This is a genomic window from Cohnella thermotolerans DSM 17683 (assembly GCF_000429825.1).
GTDB classification, from domain to species: Bacteria; Bacillota; Bacilli; order Paenibacillales; family Paenibacillaceae; genus Cohnella; species Cohnella thermotolerans.
Genome location: NZ_AUCP01000038.1, coordinates 11606 through 34485, shown reverse-complemented (window position 1 = coordinate 34485; position 22880 = coordinate 11606). Strand labels below are relative to the sequence as shown.

Here is a 22880-nt window from a genome sequence, read left to right as displayed (position 1 = left end):
CTCCACCTCATAAAATTTCCTTTACCTATAAGGAGGAGAACATTCAATGGCAAAGGCTAAGTTTGAACGTACGAAACCGCACGTTAACATCGGCACGATCGGTCACGTCGACCATGGCAAAACGACGCTGACGGCTGCCATCACGACCGTTCTGGCCAAGAAATACGGCGGCGCTGCCGTCGCATTCGACCAAATCGACAAAGCTCCGGAAGAACGCGAACGCGGCATCACGATTTCCACCGCACACGTCGAATACGAAACCCCGAACCGTCACTATGCACACGTTGACTGCCCGGGACACGCCGACTATGTTAAAAACATGATCACCGGCGCCGCTCAAATGGACGGAGCGATCCTGGTCGTATCCGCAGCTGACGGCCCGATGCCGCAAACGCGCGAGCATATCCTGCTCTCCCGCCAAGTAGGCGTTCCTTACATCGTCGTATTCCTGAACAAATGCGACATGGTTGAAGACGAAGAGCTGCTTGAACTGGTCGAAATGGAAGTTCGCGACCTGCTGAACGAGTACGAGTTCCCGGGCGACGACACTCCGATCATCCGTGGCGCCGCTCGCGAAGCTCTGCAAAATCCGGACGGCCCTTGGGCTGACAAGATCGTAGAACTGTTCGAGCAAATCGACAGCTACATCCCGACGCCGGAACGCGACGTATCCAAGCCGTTCCTGATGCCGGTCGAAGACGTGTTCACGATCACGGGCCGCGGTACCGTTGCTACGGGCCGTGTAGAACGCGGTACGGTTAAAGTCGGCGACGAAGTCGAGATCATCGGTCTGCAAGAAGACACCAAGAAATCCGTCGTTACCGGCGTTGAAATGTTCCGCAAGCTGCTCGACTCCGCTCAAGCCGGCGACAACATCGGCGCCCTGCTTCGCGGTATCGACCGCAAAGAAATCGAGCGCGGCCAAGTATTGGCTAAACCGGGTTCCGTTAAGCCTCACACGGAATTCACCGCTCAAATCTACGTCCTGACCAAAGAAGAAGGCGGCCGTCATAAGCCTTTCTTCACGGGCTACCGTCCGCAGTTCTACTTCCGTACGACGGACGTTACGGGCGTTATCAACCTGCCGGAAGGCACGGAAATGGTTATGCCTGGCGACAACATCACCGTTACGGTTCAACTGATCGCTCCGATCGCCGTTGAAGAAGGAACCCGCTTCTCCATCCGCGAAGGCGGCCGTACGGTTGGCGCCGGCGCCGTAGCTTCCATCCTGAAGTAAGATCGTCCCCTATTGAAAAGACCTTGACCGATTGCCGGTCAAGGTCTTTTTACACTTTCGAGAAGCTCATGGATTGGTTGGTTACTGCGTTCCCGTTTTCTGCGGTTCCGGGTAATCGACACCGAGCGTGTCGACCGTTACCTTCTTCATCACCGGCGGCGATTTGGGACGATCGTTCTCATCTCTCGGCAGCTTGACGATCTGGTCGACCGTGTTCATGCCTTCGATCACTTGCCCGAACGCGGCGTATTGGCCGTCCAGGGAAGGGGCATCCGCCACCATGATGAAAAATTGCGAGCCGGCGGAGTTCGGATCCTGCGTCCGTGCCATGGATAGGATACCGCGCGTATGCTTCAAATTATTCGTGAAGCCGTTCGCCGTAAATTCGCCCGGTATGCTGTAGCCCGGTCCGCCCGTACCGTTTCCGTCCGGGTCGCCTCCCTGGATCATAAAGCCGGGGATGACGCGGTGGAAAATCGTTCCGTCGTAAAATCCTTTCTTGACGAGCGAGATAAAATTGTTGACGGTGTTCGGGGCGACTTCCGGATAAAGCTCCAGCTTGATCGTTTGGCCGCTGTCCATCTCAATCGTGACGATCGGGTGCTTGGCGGACGGATCGATGCCCGAAGGGGGCTCCGATGCGCTGGCCGCCGGGGAACTCGCGGCGTTCGCCGCGCCTCCGGCCGATTCGTTCTTGGCCCCGCAGGCCGTAGCGATTAGCATAAGCAATGCCAACACGATCCAAACCGGGAACTTGCTTGCAGTCCTCGACATTGATGGGGTTCCTCCTTGTGCGATGCTTGCGGCGTTTTTTGCTTGCCGCAAAAATCATAGCACAAGGAAGGAGGGCATATCCAATCGGGGGAACTCGGATGTTTTTCTTCTATTATATATAGGGGTTAAGCTTCGTTCAGGATTTGGTCGATGCGGGCGAGAAGCTCTTCATTCAGTTCCACGCCGGAAGCTTTGACGTTCTCCTCGATCTGCTCGGGGGTGCTGGCGCCGACGATGGCGCTGGCGACGTTGCCGAGTCTCAGCGTCCAGCCCAAGGCAAGCTGCGAGGGAGTCAGTCCCCATTCGTTGGCCGTCTGGTGAAGCTTACGGGATTTGAGCAGATAATTCTCGCGCAGCCAGGACCGAACCGCCTGTCCGCCTTCCTTGTCCGAGGCCCGGCTCGCCTGGGGAACCCGGTCGACGTCGGCATACTTGCCCGCCAGCAAGCCCTGGGCAAGAGGGGAGTAAACGACCTGACCGATTCCCAGCTTTTCGCACAGAGGAACGACCTCTTGCTCGATCTCTCTTGCAAACATATTGTACAAGGGCTGATTCGCCACGATCGGATGAAGCCCGTACCGTTCGCTGACGGCTGCCGCCTCCGCAATCTGCCCTGCGCTCACGTTGCTGATCCCGACATACAGCACTTTGCCTTGCCGCACCAGATCGTCCATCGCCCGGAGCGTCTCTTCGATCGGCGTATCGGGATCGGGATAATGGCAGTAGTACAAATCGATGTATTCGACGCCCAGACGGCGAAGGCTGGCTTCGCACTGCTCGATAATATGTTTGCGGGACAATCCCTGGTCGTTCGGCAATTCGCCCATCGGACCTCTGACTTTGGTGGCCAGCACGTAGGAGGAACGGGGATAACGGGACAGCGCTTCGCCGACGATCTGTTCGGCTTCGCCTTGACGGTACACGTTGGCCGTATCAAAAAAATTGACTCCCAGCCGGTAAGCCCGGTCGATCGTATCCAATGCGCTTTGCTTGCTCACGTAGCCGCCGTACGTCAACCAGCTCCCCAAGCTGATCTCGCTCACTTTCAAACCCGAATGGCCAAGTCTCCGATAACGCAAGTTCATCCATCCTTCCAGCATATGATCGATTTCATTCCCATTGTATTTCTCCGGTTTGTTTGTATGCTTCCGGAGAAGGGCCCATATAAAATTACCTCCGGAACGGCTCGTTAAAACGAAGAAATCGACTTGTCAAGCGCGAAATGGAAAGACCGGCGCATAAAATTAAATTTTTGTTGCTTTTGCTTGGGCCGATCGCTATAATAGTGAATGTTGGTCTGTGACTGTGCGATGATGTGGGAGGTTGCCGACACACCCGGCCCCTTTGCCATAGAGAGGGCACACGGGCGCTGTCGGGGTATTCTCGCGGAGTATGTCCGATTCCAAAATTGGGCGAATGAAGGAGGGAATTCTATGGCAAAGCAAAAAATCCGTATCCGTTTGAAAGCCTACGATCACCGTATCCTGGATCAATCCGCGGAGAAGATCGTAGAAACGGCAAAGCGCACGGGCGCCGGCGTGTCCGGTCCGATTCCGTTGCCGACCGAGAAGCAGGTCATCACGATCCTGCGCGCGGTTCACAAGTACAAGGACTCGCGCGAGCAATTCGAGATGCGTACGCACAAGCGTTTGATTGACATCGTCAATCCTACGCCGCAAACGGTAGACGCGCTGATGCGTTTGGATCTGCCGTCCGGCGTTGATATCGAAATCAAGCTTTAATATTGCAGGACCACAACAGTTGCATTAGGAAAGGAAAAGAGGTGTCAACATGAAAGGAATCTTGGGACGCAAAATCGGAATGACTCAAGTGTTCGCCGCAGACGGAAGCGTCGTGCCGGTAACCGTAGTCGAAGCAACTCCGAACGTCGTACTGCAAGTTAAGACTGTGGATAACGACGGATACGAAGCGATTCAGCTCGGCTTCGCCGATAAACGCGAGAAACTCGCGACCAAGCCGGCCATCGGCCATGCGAAGAAGGCAGGCACGACCCCCAAGCGCTTCATTCGCGAAATCAGCGGTTCCGGCGCCGAAGTAGGCTCGGAAGTCAAAGTTGACGTATTTGCTGAGGGAGAGTTTGTTGACGTAACGGGGATTTCCAAAGGTAAAGGAACGGCCGGCGCCATCAAGCGTTGGGGCTTCCAACGCGGCAAAATGACGCACGGTTCGAAATACCATCGCGGCAACGGTTCGCTCGCTACCATTCGCGACGCCAATCGCGTGCCGAAAGGCAAGAAAATGCACGGCCGTCTTGGCGGCGAAACGGTTACGGTGCAAAACCTCGAAGTCGTCAAAGTGGACGTCGAGCGCAACGTGCTGCTGATCAAAGGCTCCGTACCGGGCGCCCGCAACAGTTACCTCAAAATCCGCTCGTCGGTGAAGAAATAATCATCATCGTTTAGAAAGGAGGACCACACATGCCTAAAGTGAATGTATACAACGTTAGCGGCAGCCAAGTCGGAGAGATCGAGCTGGCGGACGGCGTGTTCGGCGTCAACCCGAATACCCACGTTCTGCATAGCGCCGTCGTTCTCCAACAAGCTTCCGTACGACAAGGCACGCACAAAACGAAAGGCCGTTCCGAAGTTCGCGGCGGCGGCCGCAAACCTTGGAAACAGAAAGGCACCGGCCGCGCCCGTCAAGGCTCGATCCGCGCGCCGCAATGGAAGGGCGGCGGCACCGTTTTCGGACCGACTCCGCGCAGCTACGGCTTCAAACTTCCGCGTAAAGTTCGCCGTCTGGCGATCAAATCGGCTTTGTCCAGCAAGGTGATCGGGGGCGAAATTATCGTTCTGGATCAATTGAGCCTGGCTCAACCGAAGACGAAAGAATTCGCAACGATCCTGAACAACCTCAAAGTCGAGCGCAAAGCGCTGGTCGTAACCGCCGACTTCGACAACAACGTGGCATTGTCCGCGCGCAATATTCCAGGCGTCAAATTCGTCTCCGCTACGGGGATCAACGTGCTCGACATCATGGTGCATGACAAGCTTATTATCACCAAGGATGCGGTCGCCAAAGTCGAGGAGGTGTTCGCGTAATGAAAAACCCTCGCGATATTATCAAGCGTCCGGTCATTACCGAGCGTACGAGTGAATCCATCGATCAGCTGAAATACGTGTTCGAGGTCGATCTCAAAGCCAACAAGACGGAAATCAAACAAGCGATCGAGCAGATCTTCAAAGTGAAGGTCGTCAAGGTCAACACGCTTCGCATGCCGGCCAAGCCGCGCCGCTACGGACGCCACGCAGGCTACACTTCCGAATGGAAGAAAGCGATCGTGCAACTGGCCGAAGGCAGCAAGCCGCTTGAATTCTTCGAAGCATCGGTCTAACCAAGTCTGTGAAGCAAGGAGGGAAATCTAGTGGCAGTCAAAAAGTTTAAACCGACATCGCCTAGCCGTCGTCAAATGACGGTCTCCACGTTCGAAGAAGTTACCACTTCGACGCCGGAGAAATCGTTGCTCGCTCCTCTGCCGAAGCGCGGCGGACGCAACAATCAAGGCAAAATTACGGTTCGTCACCAAGGTGGCGGCCATAAGCGCAAATATCGGATCATCGACTTCAAGCGCAACAAGGACGGCGTTCCGGGACGCGTCGCTTCGATCGAATACGATCCGAACCGTACGTCTTACATCGCGCTGATCAACTACCTGGACGGCGAGAAACGTTACATCGTCGCTCCCAAAGGGCTGAAAGTCGGAGACGAGATCGTATCCGGCCCCGACGCCGACATCAAAGTGGGCAACGCCCTTCCGCTGGAGAACATCCCGGTCGGTACGGTTATCCACAACATCGAGCTGAAGCCTGGCAAAGGCGGCCAACTGGTTCGCGCAGCCGGCACGGAAGCTCAATTGCTCGGCAAGGAAGAAGCTTACGTCACGATTCGCCTGGCATCCGGCGAGATCCGCAAGGTTCTGAAGCAATGCCGCGCTACGGTCGGCTCCGTTGGCAACCAAGACCACGAGCTGATCAATATCGGTAAAGCCGGACGCTCCCGGAACATGGGCAAACGCCCGGTCGTTCGCGGTGTCGTCATGAACCCGGTCGATCACCCGCACGGTGGTGGCGAAGGCCGCGCTCCGATCGGACGCAAATCCCCGATGTCTCCTTGGGGCAAGCCGACGCTCGGTTACAAAACCCGCAAGAAGAAAAAAGCTTCAAGCCAATATATTGTTCGCCGCCGCAAGTAAGGGCCGCGATAACGGCCAACCCTTATCTCGGGTTGAAGGGAGGATTTTACCATGGGTCGCAGCTTGAAAAAAGGACCTTTCGTCGACGATTACTTGCTTAAGAAAGTGGACGCCCTGAACGAGTCCAACAAGAAAGTCGTTATCAAAACGTGGTCCCGCCGTTCGACGATTTTCCCGCAGTTCGTCGGCCATACGTTCGCCGTATACGACGGCCGCAAGCATGTGCCGGTCTACGTGACGGAAGACATGGTCGGTCACAAGCTCGGGGAATTCGCTCCGACGCGTACGTTCAAAGGACACACCGACGACGACAAGAAAACGGGCAAACGATAAACGATAAAGCCGGGCAACCGGCTCGCGTAACGTAGGGAAGGAGGTACATCGATGGCACAAGAAGCGAAAGCCGTTGCGAGATACATTCGCATTCCGGCCCGCAAAGTCCGACTGGTCGTTGACCTGATCCGCGGCAAGAAGGTTGGCGAAGCGATCGCCATTTTGCGCCACACGCCGCGTTCGGCTTCCCCCGTTCTGGAGAAGTTGCTGAACTCTGCCGTGGCCAACGCTGAACACAACTACCAATTGGACGTGAACAAGCTGGTGATCACCGAAGCTTACGTCAATGAAGGTCCGACCCTGAAACGGTTCCAACCTCGTTCGCAGGGGCGCGCGTTCAGCATCTTCAAGCGGACCAGCCACATTACGCTGGTCGTATCCGAAAAATAAGGAGGGACAACGTGTGGGTCAAAAGGTAAATCCGGTAGGTCTTCGCATCGGCATCATCCGTGACTGGGAATCCAAATGGTATGCCGACAAAGATTTCGGCGCTCTTCTCATGGAAGACGTCAAAATCCGCGAATTCCTCAAAAATAAATTGAAAGACGCGGCGGTATCGCGTTTCGAAATCGAGCGCGCGGCCAATCGCGTCAACGTTACCATCCATACGGCGAAGCCGGGCATGGTAATCGGCAAGGGCGGCGCGGAAGTGGAAGTGATCCGCGGCGAACTGACCAAGCTGACGAACGGCAAGAAGGTTCACATCAACATCTCCGAGATCAAGAACCCGGAATTGGACGCCATCCTCGTGGCCGAGAGCATCGCTCAACAGCTGGAGCGCCGCATCGCGTTCCGCCGCGCCATGAAGCAAGCCATCCAACGCACGCTCCGCGCAGGCGCGAAGGGCATCAAGACTTCGGTCAGCGGACGTCTCGGCGGCGCCGAAATCGCGCGTACGGAAGGTTACAGCGAAGGAACGGTTCCGCTCCATACGCTGCGTGCGGATATCGACTACGGTACGGCGGAAGCTCATACCACTTACGGCCGTATCGGCGTTAAAGTATGGATCTATCGCGGCGAAGTCCTTCCGGCGAAGAAGAAGAAAGCTGCTCAGGAAGGAGGCAACTAAACCATGTTGGTCCCTAAACGCGTCAAACACCGCAAACAGCACCGCGGTAAAATGAAAGGCCGCGCGAAAGGCGGCACGACGGTAAGCTTCGGCGAATTCGGCCTGCAAGCCCAAGAGCCTGCATGGGTTACGAACCGCCAAATCGAGGCTGCCCGTATCGCCATGACCCGTTATATCAAACGGGGCGGTAAAGTTTGGATCAAGATTTTCCCGTCGAAACCGATCACCCAAAAGCCTCTCGAAGTTCGGATGGGTAGCGGTAAAGGTAACGTAGAGAAATGGGTTGCCGTCGTCAAACCGGGCAAGGTTCTGTTTGAACTCGCCGGCGTATCCGAGGAAGTTGCACGTGAAGCGATGCGTCTTGCGGCTCACAAGCTGCCGATCAAGACGAAGTTTGTGAAACGTGAAGAACTGGGTGGTGAAGCAAATGAAGGGCAGTGAGTTCCGTAACTTGACAACCGTCGAGATCGAACAGAAAGTCGCCGGCTTCAAGGAAGAACTGTTTAACCTCCGTTTCCAACTGGCCACCGGCCAACTGGACAACCCGCACCGCATCAGCGAGTTGCGCAAAGAGATTGCCCGGGCCAAAACCATTTTGCGCGAGCGTGAACTCGGCATCGGCTAACACCGACCATAACCCCGAAAACCGCTTCCGGGAAGGAGGATTTCAATGAGCGACCGCAACAACCGCAAGGTTCAGATCGGCAAAGTCGTCAGCGACAAGATGGATAAAACGATCGTGGTAGCTGTCGAAACGTACAAGAAGCACAGCTTGTATCACAAGCGCATCAAGTACACGAAGAAATTCAAAGCGCACGACGAGAACAACGAAGCGAAAATCGGCGATACCGTGAAAATCATGGAGACTCGCCCGCTGTCCAAGGACAAGAACTGGCGCCTCGTCGAAATTACCGAGAAAGCCGTTATTCTGTAACGCGACCTCATCTGCAGCTGAAAGGAGGACCCAGCGATGATTCAACCGTTTACGAGACTGGCCGTGGCCGACAACTCGGGAGCGAAGGAACTGATGTGCATTCGCGTGCTCGGAGGCACGGGACGTCGCGTAGGACACATCGGCGATCTGATCGTTGCTTCCGTCAAACAAGCAACACCAGGCGGCGTTGTCAAGAAAGGCGATGTCGTGAAATGCGTTATCGTCCGCACCAAACGTCCGGTACGCCGTAAGGATGGTTCCTATATCGCGTTCGACGAGAACGCGGCCGTTATCGTCAAGGAAGACAAGAGCCCGCGCGGAACGCGTATTTTCGGACCGGTAGCCCGCGAGCTTCGCGAACGTGATTACATGAAAATCATTTCTCTGGCGCCGGAAGTTCTGTAAGCCGAATATCGGCCATCGAGAGACACGCAAGGAGGTGTACCCATGCCCCGTTTGAAAAAAGTGCTCGAGTCGCACAACAATAAGCTGCACGTGAAGAAAGACGATACCGTTATCGTCATCACCGGCAAAGATAAAGGCAAGAAGGGTCGCGTCATCGCCGCTTATCCTCGCGAGAACCGCGTTTTGGTCGAAGGCGTCAATATGGTGAAGAAGCATACCCGCCCGAGCGTGAACAACCAACAAGGCGGAATCATCGAGCAAGAAGCTCCGATCCATGCTTCCAACGTTATGCACGTCGATCCGAAGAGCGGCAAGCCGACCCGTATCGGTTACAAAGTATTGGAGAACGGCAAGAAAGTCCGGATTGCCAAGCGTTCCGGCCAAGAGATCGATTAATCGGATTTAAGCGGAAAGGAGGTCACTGTGGCAAATGGCAGCTAGATTGAAAGAACGTTTCCTGAACGAGATCACTCCTGCTCTGATGCAGAAGTTTAGCTACAAATCGGTTATGCAAGTGCCGAAAATCGAGAAAGTTGTTATTAACATGGGTGTCGGCGACGCGGTTCAAAATTCCAAGGTATTGGATTCCGCCGTCGAAGATCTGCAGAAGATCGCAGGTCAGAAGCCGGTCGTTACTCGTGCGAAGAAGTCCATCGCAGGCTTCCGCCTTCGCGAGAACGCGCCGATCGGAGCGAAGGTTACGCTGCGGGGCGACCGCATGTATTACTTCCTCGACAAGCTGTTCAACATCTCGCTTCCGCGCGTACGCGACTTCCGCGGCGTCTCCACCAAGGCGTTCGACGGCCGCGGCAACTACACGCTCGGCGTGAAGGAACAGCTCATCTTCCCCGAGATCGAGTACGACAAAGTCGACAAGGTCCGCGGGATGGACATCGTAATCGTGACGACGGCAAAATCGGACGAAGAAGCACGCGAACTGCTGGCCCAACTGGGTATGCCTTTCGCGAAGTGACGACGCCCACCTGGCCTATGAGCCAAGGGATCCTTTGGGAGGTGTGAAAGCAAAGTGGCAAAAACGTCGATGAAAGTCAAGCAGCAACGTGCGCCGAAGTTTAAGGTCCGTGCTTACACGCGGTGCGAACGTTGCGGACGTCCGCATTCCGTGCTGCAAAAGTTCAAAATTTGCCGGATTTGTTTCCGTGAGTTGGCATACAAAGGCCAGATTCCTGGCGTCAAAAAAGCGAGCTGGTAATCAGCCTAGTTCGGGAAGGAGGTTTACCCCATGGTTATGTCTGATCCCATTGCAGATATGCTGACGCGCATTCGCAACGCGAATCTGGTGCGCCACGAGACGGTGGAATTGCCCGCGTCCAAAGTGAAAAAGCAAATCGCAGAAATCCTCAAACGGGAAGGCTTCATCCGTGACGCCGAGTACATTGAGGATAACAAGCAAGGGCTGATCCGTATTTTCTTGAAATACGGACCGAACAACGAACGCGTCATCACCGGGCTCAAGCGCATTAGCAAGCCGGGCCTGCGCGTATATACGAAATCCAACGAAGTACCTCGTGTGCTGGGCGGCCTCGGCATCGCGATCATCTCGACGTCCAAAGGCATCGTCACCGACAAGGAAGCCCGTCAAGGGAAATCCGGCGGCGAAGTGCTCTGCTACGTTTGGTAATACAATCCGTACAAGATTGGAGGTGTACCCATGTCCCGTATCGGACGCAAACCGATCCAGGTGCCTAACGGCGTGAACGTGAACCTGGACAACAACGTCATTACCGTCAAAGGACCGAAAGGCACTTTGTCCCGCGAATTGCACAAAGACATGAAGGTTACGGTCGATTCGAACGTCATTACGATCGAACGTCCTTCCGACGAGAAGCTTCACCGTTCGCTGCACGGCACGACCCGCAGCATCGTAGCGAACATGGTGAACGGCGTAACCGAAGGTTACTCCAAGAGCCTTGAGCTTGTCGGCGTAGGTTACCGTGCCAACAAATCCGGCGAGAAGCTCGTTCTGAACGTAGGGTACTCCCATCCGGTCGAATTCGTTCCGGAGAAAGGCATCGAATTCGAAGTTCCGGCTCAGAACAAGATCGTCATCAAGGGCATCGACAAGGAAGCCGTCGGTTCCATCGCCGCGAAAGTGCGCGCCGTTCGTCCGCCGGAGCCTTACAAAGGCAAGGGCATCAAGTACGAAGGCGAACGCATCCTCCGCAAGGAAGGCAAAGCCGGCAAGAAGAAATAACGGTCGCGCGGCTTGAGGCCGCGTAAAGCTATGCAAATAACCGACCGCAACGGCGTTGCTACGGCGGTTGCAGTTACCGGACAACCTACCGCGCAGACGCCGCGGTAACGGATGCAGTTAGAAGGGAGTGAACCTCGGAATGATCACCAAAGGCGATAAAAACAAAGCCCGTTTGAAGCGTCACCTTCGCGTGCGCAAGAAAATCAACGGTACGAACGAACGTCCCCGCCTCTCCGTGTTCCGTTCTTCGAAGCATATTTACGCTCAATTGATCGACGACGTCAAAGGCGTTACGCTGGCTTCGGCCTCGACGCTCGACAAGGAGCTGGCTCCGCAAATCGGCAACGGCGGCAACGTCGAGTCCGCTCGCAAAGTGGGCGAACTGATCGCGAAGCGCGCGAAAGACAAAGGCTACGAGAAAGTCGTGTTCGATCGCGGCGGCTACCTGTATCACGGACGTATTCAAGCGCTGGCGGACGCAGCTCGCGAAGCCGGTCTTCAGTTCTAAAAAACAAAATTGGTCACAAGGAGGGTAAACGACTTGCGTGTAGATCCAAATACGTTGGAACTTACTGAAAAAATGGTCCAGATCAACCGCGTTGCCAAAGTCGTCAAAGGCGGACGCCGCTTCAGCTTCAGCGCGCTCGTCGTTGTCGGCGACGGCAAAGGTTGGGTCGGCGCCGGGATCGGCAAAGCGGGCGAAGTTCCGGATGCGATCCGCAAAGGCGTTGAGGACGCCAAGAAAAATCTGATTTACGTTCCGCTGGTTGGCACGACGATTCCGCACGCCGTTACGGGTGAGTTCGGCGCCGGCAAAGTGCTGTTGAAACCGGCCGCGGAAGGTACGGGCGTTATCGCGGGCGGGCCGGTCCGCGCGGTGCTCGAGCTGGCCGGAGTCGGCGACATTTTGACGAAATCGCTCGGTTCCTCCAACTCCATCAACATGGTCAATGCGACGTTGGAAGGACTGTCCCGACTGAAACGCGCCGAAGACGTAGCGAAGCTCCGCGGCAAAACCGTGGAAGAGCTGTTGGGTTAAGGAGGGGAACAAGATGGCAAAACTGCAAATCACCCTCAAGCGCAGCTTGATCGGCCGTCCGGGGAACCAGCGCGCCACGATTCAATCCCTGGGACTCACCAAAGTGAATTCCACTGTCGTCAAAGAAGACAACGCGGCCATCCGCGGCATGGTGAACCAAGTCAGCCATTTGGTCGAAGTCAAAGAAGTGTAAGATAGATCCTTATTGGCAAAACATTTAAGGAGGTGCGACGAACGATGAAATTGCATGAACTTTCTCCTGCAGAAGGGTCCAAGTTCAGCCGCAAGCGCGTCGGTCGCGGCATCGGCAGCGGTATGGGCAAAACGTCCACCCGCGGTCACAAAGGTCAAAACGCACGTTCCGGCGGCGGAGTTCGTCCCGGATTCGAAGGCGGCCAGAACCCTCTGTACCGCAGGCTGCCGAAACGCGGCTTCAACAACGATCGCTTCGCGACTGAATTCGCGATCGTAAACCTGGATCAACTGAACGGATTTGCGGCAGGCACGGAAGTAACGCCGGAACTGCTGCTTTCTCAAGGCATCGTGAAAAACCCGAAAGACGGGATCAAGATCCTGGGCAATGGCGAACTGAGCGTGCAACTGACGGTTAAAGCTCACAAGTTCTCGAAATCCGCAGTAGAAAAAATCCAGGCCGCCGGCGGTAAAACCGAGGTGATCTAATGTTCGCTACCGTCTCCAACATTTGGAAAGTTGAGGACCTTCGCAAGAGGATCCTGTTTACCCTATTCATCCTGCTTGTCTATCGCGTAGGTTCCTTCATTCCGGTTCCGAACATTGATAAGAGCGTGCTTGAGATGGTCAACGAACAAGGCAACGAGTTGTTCGGCCTTCTGAACACGTTCTCCGGCGGCGCTCTGTTCCAGTTCTCGATTTTTGCGCTGGGGATCATGCCTTACATCACGGCTTCGATCATCGTGCAGTTGCTGTCGATGGACGTCATTCCGAAGTTCTCGGAGTGGCAAAAAGAAGGCGAGATCGGCAAACGGAAACTGGCGCAGATCACACGGTACGGAACAGTCGTGTTGGGGCTCATTCAAGCGTTCGCTACCGCGATCGGCTTTAACCGGATCTATAGCAGCCGGATGGTGCTCGATCCGTCGGCAGCCACCTACATTATGATTGCCATCGTATTGACGGCAGGTACGGCTTTCCTGATGTGGCTCGGCGAGCAGATCAACGAGAAGGGCATCGGCAACGGGATTTCCATCCTGATGTTCGCGGCGATCGTGTCCCGCATTCCGACCTATGCGCAGGACATTTACAAATCGCAATTCGCGAACAACTCCGATCAGTTGTTCTGGAGCATTCTCAAAATCGTGATTATCGCCATTATGGTCCTGTTGATCATCGTTGGCGTAATCTTCGTGCAGCAAGGCGTGCGCAAGATTCCGGTTCAATACGCCAAGCGCGTCGTCGGGCAGAAGATGTACGGCGGCCAATCGACGCACATTCCGCTCAAGGTTAACGGCGCGGGCGTTATCCCGGTCATCTTCGCTTCCTCGCTGTTGATGTTCCCGGTTACGATCGCCAACTTCTGGTCCGATCACCAGTGGGCTAGATGGATTATCAACCATTTGTACTACGACAAGCCGCTTGGCATGGTGTTGTACATTTTGCTCATCGTCGGATTCACCTTCTTCTACACGTTCGTCCAGTTCAACCCGCAACAGCTCGCGGACAACATGAAGAAGAACGGCGGATACATTCCCGGCATCCGTCCGGGCAAACCGACCGCAGGCTATCTGATGCGCGTCATAACCCGCATCACCCTGGCCGGCGCGATCTTCCTCGCCGTCATCTCCATTCTTCCGGTCATTTTCGGACCGGCGTTCGGACTTCCCCGAACGGTGCAGCTTGGCGGCACATCGCTTCTCATCGTCGTCGGCGTCGCGCTGGAGACGATGAAGCAGGTAGAGAGCAACTTGATCAAACGCCATTACAAAGGGTTTATCAATAAGTAACAACGCCATGGGAGGAACAGCAATGAACATCCTGTTTATGGGGCCTCCTGGCGCCGGCAAGGGCACGCAGGCCGAACGAATCGTCGCAGAGTTCGGCGTACCGCACATCTCGACGGGAGACGCGTTCCGCCTGGCGATGAAGGAAAACACGCCGCTCGGACAGAAGGCCAAGGAGTACGTCGATCAAGGCCTTCTCGTGCCGGACGAAGTGACGAACGGAATCGTGCGCGATCGTCTGTCCCTGCCGGACTGCGAAGCCGGGTTTCTGCTCGACGGATTCCCGCGTACGCTCGCTCAAGCCGAAGCGCTCGACCAAATGCTCGCCGACATGGGACGCAAAATCGATCACGTTATCAACCTGAAGGTCGACCGCAGCCTGCTGCTGGCGCGCCTGACGGGACGGCGGATTTGCAAGTCGTGCGGATCGACTTACCATGTGTTGTTCAATCCGCCGAAGCAAGAGGCGGTTTGCGACAAGTGCGGCGGAGAGCTTTACCAGCGCTCCGACGATACGGAAGAGAAAGTCGGCACGCGGCTCGACGAGTACACGAGCAAGACAGCGCCGTTGCTCGAGTATTACCGCAATAAAGGATTGCTCCGTGAAGTGGACGGGGAGAAGGATATCGACGCGGTCACGGCCGACATCGGTTCCCTCCTGAGAGGGTAACCAGCCATGATCGTGTGCAAATCCGAATCGGAATTGAAGTTGATGCGGGAGGCCGGCCGGATCGTCGCCGAGACGCATCGCCTGATGAAGCAGGCGATCGCTCCGGGGATTACGACGGCGGAGCTGGATCGGATTGCCGACGAGTATATCCGCAGTCAAGGTGCCGTACCTTCCTTCAAAGGCTATAACGGATTCCCGTCCAGCATATGCGCTTCCGTCAACGAAGAACTCGTTCACGGGTTCCCCGGTCCGCGGAAGCTCGTAGAGGGCGATATCATCAGCATCGACATCGGCGCGCAGTACAAAGGTTATCACGGAGATTCGGCTTGGACCTACGGTGTCGGGAAGATCAGCGAAGAAGCGCAGAGGCTCCTGGATGTAACGGAAGCGTCGTTGTACGCAGGCCTTGAGCTCGTTCGGCCCGGCGTCCGTTTGTTTACGATCTCCCACCGCATCCAGCAAGTGATCGAAGAGGCCGGATTCTCGGTCGTTCGCGAATACGTCGGACACGGCGTAGGCGCCGAATTGCACGAAGAACCGCAAATTCCGAACTACGGCGTGCCCGATCGGGGGCCGCGGCTCAAGCCGGGCATGACGCTCGCGATCGAGCCGATGGTGAACGTCGGCGAACGCTACGTTCGGACGCTCTCCGACAACTGGACGGTCGTAACCGTGGACGGCTCCCTGTGTGCGCATTTCGAACATACGATTGCCGTGACTGAAGATGGGTACGAAATCTTAACCCGAACGGAAGCTTAGGTGAATCGAACGTGACGGAACACGCAAGGTTGTCGCCCGGAGACGTCGTGAGGAACCGGCGTGGCAAAGACGAGGGCGAGCTGACGGTCGTCATCGCTCTCGAGGGCGAACGATTCGCGCTTGTGGCCGACGGCAACAAGCGCCGATTCGATCGGCCCAAACGCAAAAACGTGCTGCATCTCGAACCTACCGGGTTCGCCAGCGACGAAGTCGCGAGCAGTCTGCGAGAGACCGGACGCGTCACCAACGGGAAGCTCCGGTTTGCCATCGCCCACGCTTTGCGGCGGCTCGAAGCTCATGCTGAAGAGAAAGGAGATTGACCGTGGCCAAAGAGGATGTCATTGAGGTGGAAGGAACGGTCATCGAACCGCTGCCGAACGCAATGTTCAGAGTCGAACTCGAGAACGGACACCAAATTCTGGCGCACGTCTCCGGCAAGCTGCGGATGCATTTCATCCGCATCCTGACGGGAGACAAAGTGGTTATCCAGCTGTCGCCTTACGATCTGACGCGGGGACGGATCACCTACCGCAAATAAACTTGCCGATCTTCCGCACCACTCGTGACGATCGGACGCGCGCGCCGCGCGCTACTTAGAACGATCGCACATTGAAGGAGGTTATTATCATGAAGGTGAGACCCTCGGTCAAACCGATTTGCGAGAAATGCAAAGTCATTCGCCGCAAAGGCAACGTGATGGTTATTTGCGAAAACCCGAAGCATAAACAAAAACAAGGTTAAGAGGAGGTGCTGTAAAGCATGGCACGTATTGCTGGTGTTGACCTTCCCCGCGACAAGCGGGTGGAAATCGCCCTGACGTACATCTTCGGAATCGGCAAAACGACTTCCCAGAAGCTGCTCGCAACGGCCGGCATCAACCCCGACACGCGCGTTCGCGATCTGACGGAAGACGAATTGGCCCGCATTCGCGAAGCGATCGACAAGACCCAAAAGGTCGAGGGCGATCTTCGCCGCGAAATCGCTCTGAATATCAAGCGCCTGATCGAAATCGGCTGCTACCGCGGAGTACGCCATCGTCGCGGCCTGCCGGTTCGCGGTCAACGTACGAAAACGAATGCCCGCACGCGCAAAGGCCCGCGTCGTACGGTAGCTAACAAGAAGAAATAATAAGGGGGGATAATGCACATGGCACCAAAAGGCAAGAAAGTCGTTCGAACCAAGCGTCGTGACCGGAAGAACATCGACTCCGGCGTAGCGCATATCCGCTCGACGTTCAACAATACGATCGTGACGATCACGGACCCGCACGGCAACGCGATCTCCTGGGCTAGCTCCGGCAACCTCGGCTTCAAGGGCTCGCGGAAGAGCACACCGTTCGCGGCGCAAATGGCGGCCGAATCCGCAGCTCGCGCAGCGATGGAGCATGGCATGCGCACCGTTGAAGTCATGGTTAAAGGTCCGGGCGCCGGACGCGAAGCGGCGATTCGTTCCCTGCAAGCGGCCGGTCTGGAAGTCAGCATGATCAAAGACGTTACGCCGATCCCTCACAACGGCTGCCGTCCTCCGAAACGTCGTCGCGTGTAATCAAAGCCGCTGTGGTATCAAACAAGAACAACTTGTGAATAATGGTTGTAATGGTTAGGCATACTACAAGGTTTACCCTTTGGGCTTGCGTCAAGCGAGCGTGGCACAGCACGAATCGGCAGCTGTACGGTCAGGGTAAGCAATCGGCAACGTCAGCATCGCAGCGACGTTTTGAAGGAGGGGTATGGTTGTGATTGTGATCGAGAAGCCGAAAATCGAGTCCGTGGAGATCCAGGAAGACAAGAGGTACGGACGTTTCGTCGTGGAGCCGCTCGAACGCGGCTACGGGATGACGTTGGGCAATTCCCTCCGCCGCATTCTGCTGTCGTCCTTGCCGGGCGCCGCCGTCAATTCGGTGCAGATCGACGGAGTTCTTCACGAGTTCTCCACCGTTCCGGGCGTCATTGAGGATGTGACCGAAATTATCCTCAATCTGAAGCGCCTTTCGCTGAAGATTCATTCCGACGAGGAGAAAGTGCTCGAGATTGATGCTGAAGGCGAAGGCGTCGTGACGGCCGGCGACATTCGAGCGGACAGCGATGTGGAAATTCTTAACCCGGATTTGCATATCGCGACTCTGGCTTCCGGTGCGCGCCTTCATATGCGCATTTTTGCCAGACAGGGACGTGGTTACGTCCCGGCGGATCGCAACAAGAAGGAAGATCAGCCGATCGGGGTCATTCCCGTCGACTCGATCTACACGCCTATTACCCGCGTTAACTATAAAGTCGAAAACACCCGTGTCGGCCAAGTGACCAACTATGACAAGCTCACGCTCGAAGTGTGGACGGACGGCAGTATTCGACCGGAAGAAGCGGTCAGTTTGGGCGCGAAGATCCTGACGGATCACTTGTCGTTGTTCGTCGGACTAACGGACGAAGCCAAGGACACCGAGACGATGAAGGAGAAGGAAGAGGACAAGAAAGAGAAAGTGCTCGAGATGACGATCGAAGAGCTCGATCTGTCCGTCCGCTCCTACAACTGCCTCAAACGCGCCGGCATCAACACGGTGCAAGAGCTGATCACCAAATCCGAAGAAGACATGATGAAGGTCCGCAACCTGGGACGCAAGTCGCTGGAGGAAGTGCAAGAGAAGCTCGAGGAGCTCGGTCTCGGATTGCGTGTCGAAGAATAAGCTAGGCAGAATAAGCAGCAAGGAGGGAAAACGATGGCTTACCAAAAACTGAGTCGCGACTCCAGCTCCCGGAAGGCGCTCTTCCGCGATCTGGTAACCGACCTGTTCCTTTATGAACGCATCCAAACGACCGAGGCGAAAGCCAAGGAAGTGCGTTCCATCGCCGAGAAATTGATTACGCTGGCCAAGCGCGGCGATCTTCATGCCCGCCGTCAGGCAGCGGCATTCGTGCGTCGGGAATCCCTGAACGGCGATCAAGACGCCATCCAGAAGTTGTTCTCCGATTTGGCGACGCGTTATGCGGAACGTCCGGGCGGATACACTCGCATCTTGAAGCTTGGGCCCCGTCGCGGCGATTCCGCCCCGATGGTGTACCTCGAGCTCGTCGATCGCGCGTAAGACCGGAACAAGAAAGGATGGACCGAACTCGTATTCGGATCATCCTTTTTTTGTGCCGATCGGCGCGGTCGCGCTCATCGCATTCGATGGAGCGGAGGGGCAGCAGCGCATGCAAAATATTTGCTTGCTCGTAAGCTATGACGGAACGGGCTATCAGGGGTTTCAAAGCCAGCCGGGAGGCCGGACGATCCAGGACAAGCTGGAGGCGGCGATCCGGATTCTGACGGGCGAGAGCTTGAAAATCCACGGCTCCGGGCGCACGGACGCCGGCGTTCACGCGCGGGGGCAAGTCGTTCATTTCCGCACCGCTTCGTCCATTCCGGTGGACCGCTGGGCGCTGGCGCTGAACAGCCGCCTCCCCGACGACATCGTCGTCCGGGCGGCCGTGAGCGTGCCGGACACGTTCCACGCCCGTCTATCCGCCATCCGCAAAACTTACAAATATACGATCAACAGCTGCCGTTTTCCCGACGTGTTCGAACGCAAGTACGTGTTCCATCATCCGACCCCGCTTCGCTTTGACGCCATGCGGGAAGGGCTTGTCCATTTGCTCGGCGAGCACGACTTCACTTCGTTCGCGTCGCCTCACTCCACGCAGCCGAACCACGTACGTACGCTCTACGAGGCGAAGCTGACGGTGGAGCCGGGCGGAGACGGGTCGGTGGCGGACGGGCGGGGGAAGGCAAGCCTCTTCGTCACCGGCAACGGTTTCCTCTACAACATGGTGAGAATCATCGCCGGCACGTTGATTCAGGTCGGAGAAGGCAAGCGGCAGCCCGAAGACATTCCGAAGATTCTGGCGGCCAAGGACCGCAGCAAGGCGGGACCGACCGCCGTCGCCCACGGTCTGACGCTCATGAACGTAGAGTACGGACCGGAGTGGGGAATTGATTGGGAAGCGGCGATGAATCGCAGAAGATAACGCTTGTAAAGCGAAGATTTGCTTGCGAAACCAGGGCTTATGCTGTACAATAAATTTTGTGCTTTCTTCATGGCTATCCCACGGCCCCGGTGAAGATAAGCCGCCTTTTGACATGCGTCCGCTGGGCCTTCCATCCCGAAGACGGCAAGGATCCGGACAATCGGACGAAGTCATTCCCAACCGATGATAATGAACGAATATGTCGATGGACATATAACGGAATACAATGAATTAGAAGGAGGATCACCCATGCGTACAACTTATATGGCGAAGCCGAACGAAGTCGAACGCAAATGGTACGTCATCGACGCTGCGGGCCAAACCCTCGGCCGTCTCGCTACCGAAGCCGCATCCCTGATCCGCGGCAAACATAAACCGGAATTCACTCCTCATGTCGATACCGGCGATTTCGTCGTCATTATCAACGCGGAGAAGATCGTTCTGACCGGCAAGAAGCTGCAACAGAAGAAATACTACACGCACTCCCACTATCCGGGCGGACTCAAGACGACGACGGCCGGCGATATGCTCGCCAAGAGACCGGAACGTCTGATCGAACTGGCGGTTCACGGCATGCTGCCGAAGAACAAGCTCGGCCATCAGCTGAAGACGAAGTTGAAAGTATACGCTGGCGCGGAGCATCCGCACCAAGCCCAACAACCTGAAGTTTACGAACTTCGCGGTTAATCGAAAGGGAGGACCTACCAATGGCTCAAGCGAATTATATTGGAACAGGCCGACGGAAGCATTCGGTTGCGCGCGTTCGTCTCGTACCGGGTGAAGGCCGTATCACGATCAACAAACGCGACATCAACGATTATTTCGGTCTGGACACGCTCAAGCTGATCGTCAAGCAACCGCTTGTCCTGACGGAAACCGACGGCAAATACGACGTTATCGTATTGGCCAACGGCGGCGGCATTTCCGGCCAAGCCGGCGCCATCCGCCACGGCATTTCCCGCGCGCTGCTCAAAGCCGATCCGGAGCTTCGCTCCACGCTGAAGAAAGCCGGCTTCCTGACCCGCGATCCGCGGATGAAGGAACGGAAGAAATACGGTCTCAAAGCGGCTCGCCGCGCGCCTCAGTTCTCCAAACGTTAAGAGGCTATACCCATGCCTTCCCGCTGTCTGTCGACGGCTGGAAGGCATTTTTGCATCCTCCAGGATCTTGCTTTTTTAGCCAAATGATGGCCAACGAAAGAAATGGTCGAATACATTGTATAATCCGATAAGATAACGTATAATTTTGATGCTATGTTGTGTACCTACTTGTCAACAGGGGGTTATTCGGATGAATTTGTTGGAGAAGGAAGCGCTCATCCGCGAGAAAGCGGAGGAATTCGAGAATGCGTCCGCAGAGACGGTCATCAAGTGGGCCGTCGAGACGTTCCCGAACATTACGTTCGCATGCAGCTTCGGCGCCGAAGACGTTGTGCTGGTCGATATGATTCAGAAAATTAGACGTTCCACGGACATCTTCTATTTGGATACGGACTTTCACTTCAAGGAAACGTACGAAACGCGCGACCGGCTGAGCGAGAAATACGGCTTGACGTTCGTTCAGGTGAAGCCGAAGCTGACGCCGGAAGAGCAGGCGGCCCAGCATGGCGAGGAGCTGTGGAAGAGAGACCCGAACGCCTGCTGCAACATTCGCAAAGTCGAGCCGCTGACGCGGATTCTCGGCCAGTACGATGCCTGGATTACGGGCATTCGCCGCGATCAGGCCCCGACCCGGGCCAACGCGAAGAAAGTGGAGTACGATACCAAATTCGGACTGGTGAAGTTCAATCCGCTGGCCAGCTGGACGTCCGACGACGTATGGGATTACATCCGCGCCAACGACATCATTTACAACCCGCTGCACGATCAGAACTACCCGAGCATCGGCTGCGAACATTGCACGCGCCCTGTTATGCCGGGCGAAGATCCGCGGGCGGGACGCTGGTCCGGCTTCGAGAAGACCGAGTGCGGCTTGCACAAATAATGACGGCAGAGGAGAATCGACAAGAACATGAGCGCGATTAAGCCGCATGGCGGAACGTTGGTGAACCGGATTGTCGAGGGAGCGGAGCGCGAGGCGTTGCTTCAAGCTGCGGCCGGACTCCCGCAAATCCCGGTCAACGCTTGGACCGTATCGGATTTGGACCTGATCGGCGTCGGGGCGTTCAGCCCGCTCGCCGGATTTATGAACAAGGAAGATTACGACTCCGTCGTGAACGGCATGCGCCTGGCCGACGGAACCGTCTGGAGCATTCCGATTACGCTCACCGTTACGAACGATCAGGCGGCGGCTTTGGCCGTTGGGAAGCAAGCGGCGCTGGTCGGCGAGACGGATGGAGTCGTCTACGGCGTCATCGACGTCGAGAGCATCTACACGCCGGATAAGCGGCACGAAGCGGTCCAGGTGTTCAAGACGGACGATATCGAGCACCCGGGCGTACGCAAGCTGTTCGACCGTCCGGACGTGTACGTCGGCGGACCGGTTCGCGTGCTGAACCGTCCGCAGCCGGAGAAGTTCAACGAGTACTACTTCGACCCGGCGGAAACCCGCCGCATTTTCGCGGAGAAGGGTTGGAGAACGGTCGTCGGGTTCCAGACCCGGAATCCGGTCCACCGCGCCCACGAGTACATCCAGAAGGCTGCGATGGAGATCGTCGACGCGCTGTTCCTCAACCCGCTCGTCGGCGAGACGAAGTCGGACGATGTGCCGGCGAACGTCCGGATGAAGAGCTATGTTGCGCTGCTGGAAAATTATTATCCGAAAGATCGCGTCTTCCTGGGCGTTTTCCCGGCCGCCATGCGCTATGCGGGCCCGCGGGAAGCGATCTTCCACGCGATCGTGCGCAAGAACTACGGCTGCACCCACTTCATCGTCGGCCGCGACCACGCGGGCGTAGGCGACTATTACGGAACGTATGAAGCGCAAGATTTGCTTCGCACGTTTACGGCCGAAGAGCTGGGCATTACGCCGCTGTACTTCGAGCACAGCTTCTTCTGCACGAAATGCGGCAACATGGCTTCGAGCAAGACGTGCCCGCACGGCAAGGAAGACCATCTGACGCTGTCCGGCACGAAGGTTCGCGCGATGCTGCGCGACGGCATCTGCCCGCCGCCGGAGTTTTCCCGCCCCGAAGTGGCGAAAATTTTGATCGAAGGCATGGCCGAACAAAGCAAAACCTACGCCATCTAACGACCGAATGCTTGACTGGCGGCGGTCCGACGATCGCTCCATACGAATATTTGTCCACCTTGT

Annotated in this window: 39 protein-coding genes; 37 read left to right on the top strand and 2 right to left on the bottom strand. The window is 56.3% G+C overall.

The annotated features are described in order from the left end of the window. Window positions 1-46 precede the first annotated feature (46 nt). Window positions 47-1237 (top strand): elongation factor Tu, encoded by a 1191-nt coding sequence (tuf, locus tag G485_RS0107170; RefSeq protein ID WP_027092003.1) that lies wholly within the window; start codon window positions 47-49, stop codon window positions 1235-1237. Window positions 1238-1318: 81 nt separating this feature from the next. On the opposite strand, the gene G485_RS0107165 is transcribed toward tuf, so the two are convergent. Both G485_RS0107165 and G485_RS0107160 read right to left on the bottom strand, forming a co-directional pair. After that, window positions 1319-2011, bottom strand: coding sequence for a peptidylprolyl isomerase (locus G485_RS0107165; protein ID WP_027092002.1), 693 nt, complete (start codon window positions 2009-2011; stop codon window positions 1319-1321). A gap of 125 nt (window positions 2012-2136) precedes the next feature. After that, window positions 2137-3090: an aldo/keto reductase family protein gene (locus tag G485_RS0107160; RefSeq protein ID WP_027092001.1), complete on the bottom strand. Its 954-nt coding sequence runs from the start codon at window positions 3088-3090 to the stop codon at window positions 2137-2139. 354 nt (window positions 3091-3444) lie between these two features. On the opposite strand from G485_RS0107160, the gene rpsJ reads away from it, so the two are divergent. From rpsJ to sat, 36 genes are all read left to right on the top strand, one after another. Beyond that, entirely contained in the window at window positions 3445-3753 is a 309-nt protein-coding gene (gene rpsJ / locus G485_RS0107155) for a 30S ribosomal protein S10 (RefSeq protein ID WP_027092000.1), read from the top strand. 49 nt (window positions 3754-3802) lie between these two features. Beyond that, the gene (gene rplC, locus G485_RS0107150) at window positions 3803-4420 is read left to right on the top strand and encodes a 50S ribosomal protein L3 (RefSeq protein WP_027091999.1); all 618 of its coding nucleotides are present in this window, start codon (window positions 3803-3805) and stop codon (window positions 4418-4420) included. Between the two features lie 29 nt (window positions 4421-4449). Next, window positions 4450-5073, top strand: coding sequence for a 50S ribosomal protein L4 (gene rplD, locus G485_RS0107145; protein ID WP_027091998.1), 624 nt, complete (start codon window positions 4450-4452; stop codon window positions 5071-5073). Next, a complete protein-coding gene (rplW, locus tag G485_RS0107140; RefSeq protein WP_027091997.1) occupies window positions 5073-5366 on the top strand; it encodes a 50S ribosomal protein L23 in 294 nt (97 codons plus the stop codon). The genes rplD and rplW overlap by 1 nt, the downstream gene beginning before the upstream one ends. A gap of 30 nt (window positions 5367-5396) precedes the next feature. After that, on the top strand, window positions 5397-6224 hold the full coding sequence (rplB, locus tag G485_RS0107135) for a 50S ribosomal protein L2 (RefSeq protein WP_027091996.1): 828 nt from the start codon (window positions 5397-5399) through the stop codon (window positions 6222-6224). Between the two features lie 51 nt (window positions 6225-6275). Continuing rightward, window positions 6276-6557 (top strand): 30S ribosomal protein S19, encoded by a 282-nt coding sequence (rpsS, locus tag G485_RS0107130; protein ID WP_027091995.1) that lies wholly within the window; start codon window positions 6276-6278, stop codon window positions 6555-6557. Between the two features lie 51 nt (window positions 6558-6608). Next, a complete protein-coding gene (gene rplV, locus G485_RS0107125; RefSeq protein WP_027091994.1) occupies window positions 6609-6947 on the top strand; it encodes a 50S ribosomal protein L22 in 339 nt (112 codons plus the stop codon). Window positions 6948-6960: 13 nt separating this feature from the next. Then, on the top strand, window positions 6961-7626 hold the full coding sequence (rpsC, locus tag G485_RS0107120) for a 30S ribosomal protein S3 (protein ID WP_027091993.1): 666 nt from the start codon (window positions 6961-6963) through the stop codon (window positions 7624-7626). Window positions 7627-7629: 3 nt separating this feature from the next. Beyond that, window positions 7630-8067 (top strand): 50S ribosomal protein L16, encoded by a 438-nt coding sequence (gene rplP, locus G485_RS0107115; protein WP_027091992.1) that lies wholly within the window; start codon window positions 7630-7632, stop codon window positions 8065-8067. Then, window positions 8054-8251: a 50S ribosomal protein L29 gene (rpmC, locus tag G485_RS0107110; protein ID WP_027091991.1), complete on the top strand. Its 198-nt coding sequence runs from the start codon at window positions 8054-8056 to the stop codon at window positions 8249-8251. The genes rplP and rpmC overlap by 14 nt, the downstream gene beginning before the upstream one ends. A gap of 45 nt (window positions 8252-8296) precedes the next feature. Then, complete coding sequence (gene rpsQ / locus G485_RS0107105; RefSeq protein WP_027091990.1) at window positions 8297-8560, top strand: 30S ribosomal protein S17; 264 nt, start codon at window positions 8297-8299, stop codon at window positions 8558-8560. Between the two features lie 36 nt (window positions 8561-8596). Further along, the gene (gene rplN, locus G485_RS0107100) at window positions 8597-8965 is read left to right on the top strand and encodes a 50S ribosomal protein L14 (protein ID WP_027091989.1); all 369 of its coding nucleotides are present in this window, start codon (window positions 8597-8599) and stop codon (window positions 8963-8965) included. 42 nt (window positions 8966-9007) lie between these two features. Beyond that, entirely contained in the window at window positions 9008-9361 is a 354-nt protein-coding gene (gene rplX / locus G485_RS0107095; protein WP_084423178.1) for a 50S ribosomal protein L24, read from the top strand. Between the two features lie 34 nt (window positions 9362-9395). Then, on the top strand, window positions 9396-9938 hold the full coding sequence (gene rplE / locus G485_RS0107090; RefSeq protein ID WP_027091987.1) for a 50S ribosomal protein L5: 543 nt from the start codon (window positions 9396-9398) through the stop codon (window positions 9936-9938). A 54-nt stretch (window positions 9939-9992) separates the two neighbouring features. After that, a complete protein-coding gene (locus tag G485_RS28850) occupies window positions 9993-10178 on the top strand; it encodes a type Z 30S ribosomal protein S14 (protein WP_010348808.1) in 186 nt (61 codons plus the stop codon). 30 nt (window positions 10179-10208) lie between these two features. Further along, the gene (rpsH, locus tag G485_RS0107085) at window positions 10209-10607 is read left to right on the top strand and encodes a 30S ribosomal protein S8 (RefSeq protein ID WP_027091986.1); all 399 of its coding nucleotides are present in this window, start codon (window positions 10209-10211) and stop codon (window positions 10605-10607) included. A 30-nt stretch (window positions 10608-10637) separates the two neighbouring features. Continuing rightward, complete coding sequence (gene rplF / locus G485_RS0107080) at window positions 10638-11180, top strand: 50S ribosomal protein L6 (protein WP_027091985.1); 543 nt, start codon at window positions 10638-10640, stop codon at window positions 11178-11180. 139 nt (window positions 11181-11319) lie between these two features. Further along, a complete protein-coding gene (gene rplR, locus G485_RS0107075) occupies window positions 11320-11688 on the top strand; it encodes a 50S ribosomal protein L18 (protein WP_027091984.1) in 369 nt (122 codons plus the stop codon). Window positions 11689-11721: 33 nt separating this feature from the next. Continuing rightward, entirely contained in the window at window positions 11722-12219 is a 498-nt protein-coding gene (rpsE, locus tag G485_RS0107070) for a 30S ribosomal protein S5 (RefSeq protein WP_027091983.1), read from the top strand. A 13-nt stretch (window positions 12220-12232) separates the two neighbouring features. After that, window positions 12233-12412, top strand: coding sequence for a 50S ribosomal protein L30 (rpmD, locus tag G485_RS0107065; protein WP_027091982.1), 180 nt, complete (start codon window positions 12233-12235; stop codon window positions 12410-12412). Window positions 12413-12456: 44 nt separating this feature from the next. Further along, window positions 12457-12900 carry a 50S ribosomal protein L15 gene (gene rplO / locus G485_RS0107060; RefSeq protein WP_027091981.1) on the top strand — a complete coding sequence of 148 codons (444 nt, stop codon included), beginning with the start codon at window positions 12457-12459 and terminating at the stop codon, window positions 12898-12900. Continuing rightward, a complete protein-coding gene (secY, locus tag G485_RS0107055) occupies window positions 12900-14201 on the top strand; it encodes a preprotein translocase subunit SecY (protein WP_027091980.1) in 1302 nt (433 codons plus the stop codon). The genes rplO and secY overlap by 1 nt, the downstream gene beginning before the upstream one ends. A gap of 22 nt (window positions 14202-14223) precedes the next feature. Beyond that, window positions 14224-14868: an adenylate kinase gene (locus G485_RS0107050; protein ID WP_027091979.1), complete on the top strand. Its 645-nt coding sequence runs from the start codon at window positions 14224-14226 to the stop codon at window positions 14866-14868. 6 nt (window positions 14869-14874) lie between these two features. After that, window positions 14875-15627: a type I methionyl aminopeptidase gene (gene map, locus G485_RS0107045; RefSeq protein ID WP_027091978.1), complete on the top strand. Its 753-nt coding sequence runs from the start codon at window positions 14875-14877 to the stop codon at window positions 15625-15627. Between the two features lie 11 nt (window positions 15628-15638). Continuing rightward, complete coding sequence (locus G485_RS0107040; RefSeq protein WP_027091977.1) at window positions 15639-15947, top strand: KOW domain-containing RNA-binding protein; 309 nt, start codon at window positions 15639-15641, stop codon at window positions 15945-15947. Window positions 15948-15949: 2 nt separating this feature from the next. Continuing rightward, window positions 15950-16165, top strand: a complete 216-nt coding sequence (infA, locus tag G485_RS0107035; protein ID WP_015253312.1) for a translation initiation factor IF-1 — start codon at window positions 15950-15952, stop codon at window positions 16163-16165. An 89-nt stretch (window positions 16166-16254) separates the two neighbouring features. Beyond that, window positions 16255-16368 (top strand): 50S ribosomal protein L36, encoded by a 114-nt coding sequence (gene rpmJ, locus G485_RS0107030; protein WP_003333770.1) that lies wholly within the window; start codon window positions 16255-16257, stop codon window positions 16366-16368. Between the two features lie 18 nt (window positions 16369-16386). Next, the gene (gene rpsM, locus G485_RS0107025; RefSeq protein WP_027091976.1) at window positions 16387-16755 is read left to right on the top strand and encodes a 30S ribosomal protein S13; all 369 of its coding nucleotides are present in this window, start codon (window positions 16387-16389) and stop codon (window positions 16753-16755) included. Window positions 16756-16773: 18 nt separating this feature from the next. Further along, entirely contained in the window at window positions 16774-17172 is a 399-nt protein-coding gene (gene rpsK / locus G485_RS0107020; RefSeq protein ID WP_027091975.1) for a 30S ribosomal protein S11, read from the top strand. A gap of 190 nt (window positions 17173-17362) precedes the next feature. Next, window positions 17363-18307 (top strand): DNA-directed RNA polymerase subunit alpha, encoded by a 945-nt coding sequence (locus tag G485_RS0107015; RefSeq protein ID WP_027091974.1) that lies wholly within the window; start codon window positions 17363-17365, stop codon window positions 18305-18307. Between the two features lie 33 nt (window positions 18308-18340). Further along, window positions 18341-18706 (top strand): 50S ribosomal protein L17, encoded by a 366-nt coding sequence (gene rplQ / locus G485_RS0107010; protein WP_027091973.1) that lies wholly within the window; start codon window positions 18341-18343, stop codon window positions 18704-18706. A 109-nt stretch (window positions 18707-18815) separates the two neighbouring features. Next, on the top strand, window positions 18816-19628 hold the full coding sequence (truA, locus tag G485_RS0107005; protein WP_027091972.1) for a tRNA pseudouridine(38-40) synthase TruA: 813 nt from the start codon (window positions 18816-18818) through the stop codon (window positions 19626-19628). A 249-nt stretch (window positions 19629-19877) separates the two neighbouring features. Beyond that, window positions 19878-20315, top strand: coding sequence for a 50S ribosomal protein L13 (rplM, locus tag G485_RS0107000; RefSeq protein WP_027091971.1), 438 nt, complete (start codon window positions 19878-19880; stop codon window positions 20313-20315). Between the two features lie 20 nt (window positions 20316-20335). After that, window positions 20336-20728, top strand: coding sequence for a 30S ribosomal protein S9 (gene rpsI / locus G485_RS0106995; RefSeq protein ID WP_027091970.1), 393 nt, complete (start codon window positions 20336-20338; stop codon window positions 20726-20728). A gap of 190 nt (window positions 20729-20918) precedes the next feature. Beyond that, window positions 20919-21611 (top strand): phosphoadenylyl-sulfate reductase, encoded by a 693-nt coding sequence (locus G485_RS0106990; RefSeq protein ID WP_027091969.1) that lies wholly within the window; start codon window positions 20919-20921, stop codon window positions 21609-21611. A gap of 27 nt (window positions 21612-21638) precedes the next feature. Then, on the top strand, window positions 21639-22817 hold the full coding sequence (gene sat, locus G485_RS0106985) for a sulfate adenylyltransferase (RefSeq protein WP_027091968.1): 1179 nt from the start codon (window positions 21639-21641) through the stop codon (window positions 22815-22817). Window positions 22818-22880: the final 63 nt, after the last annotated feature.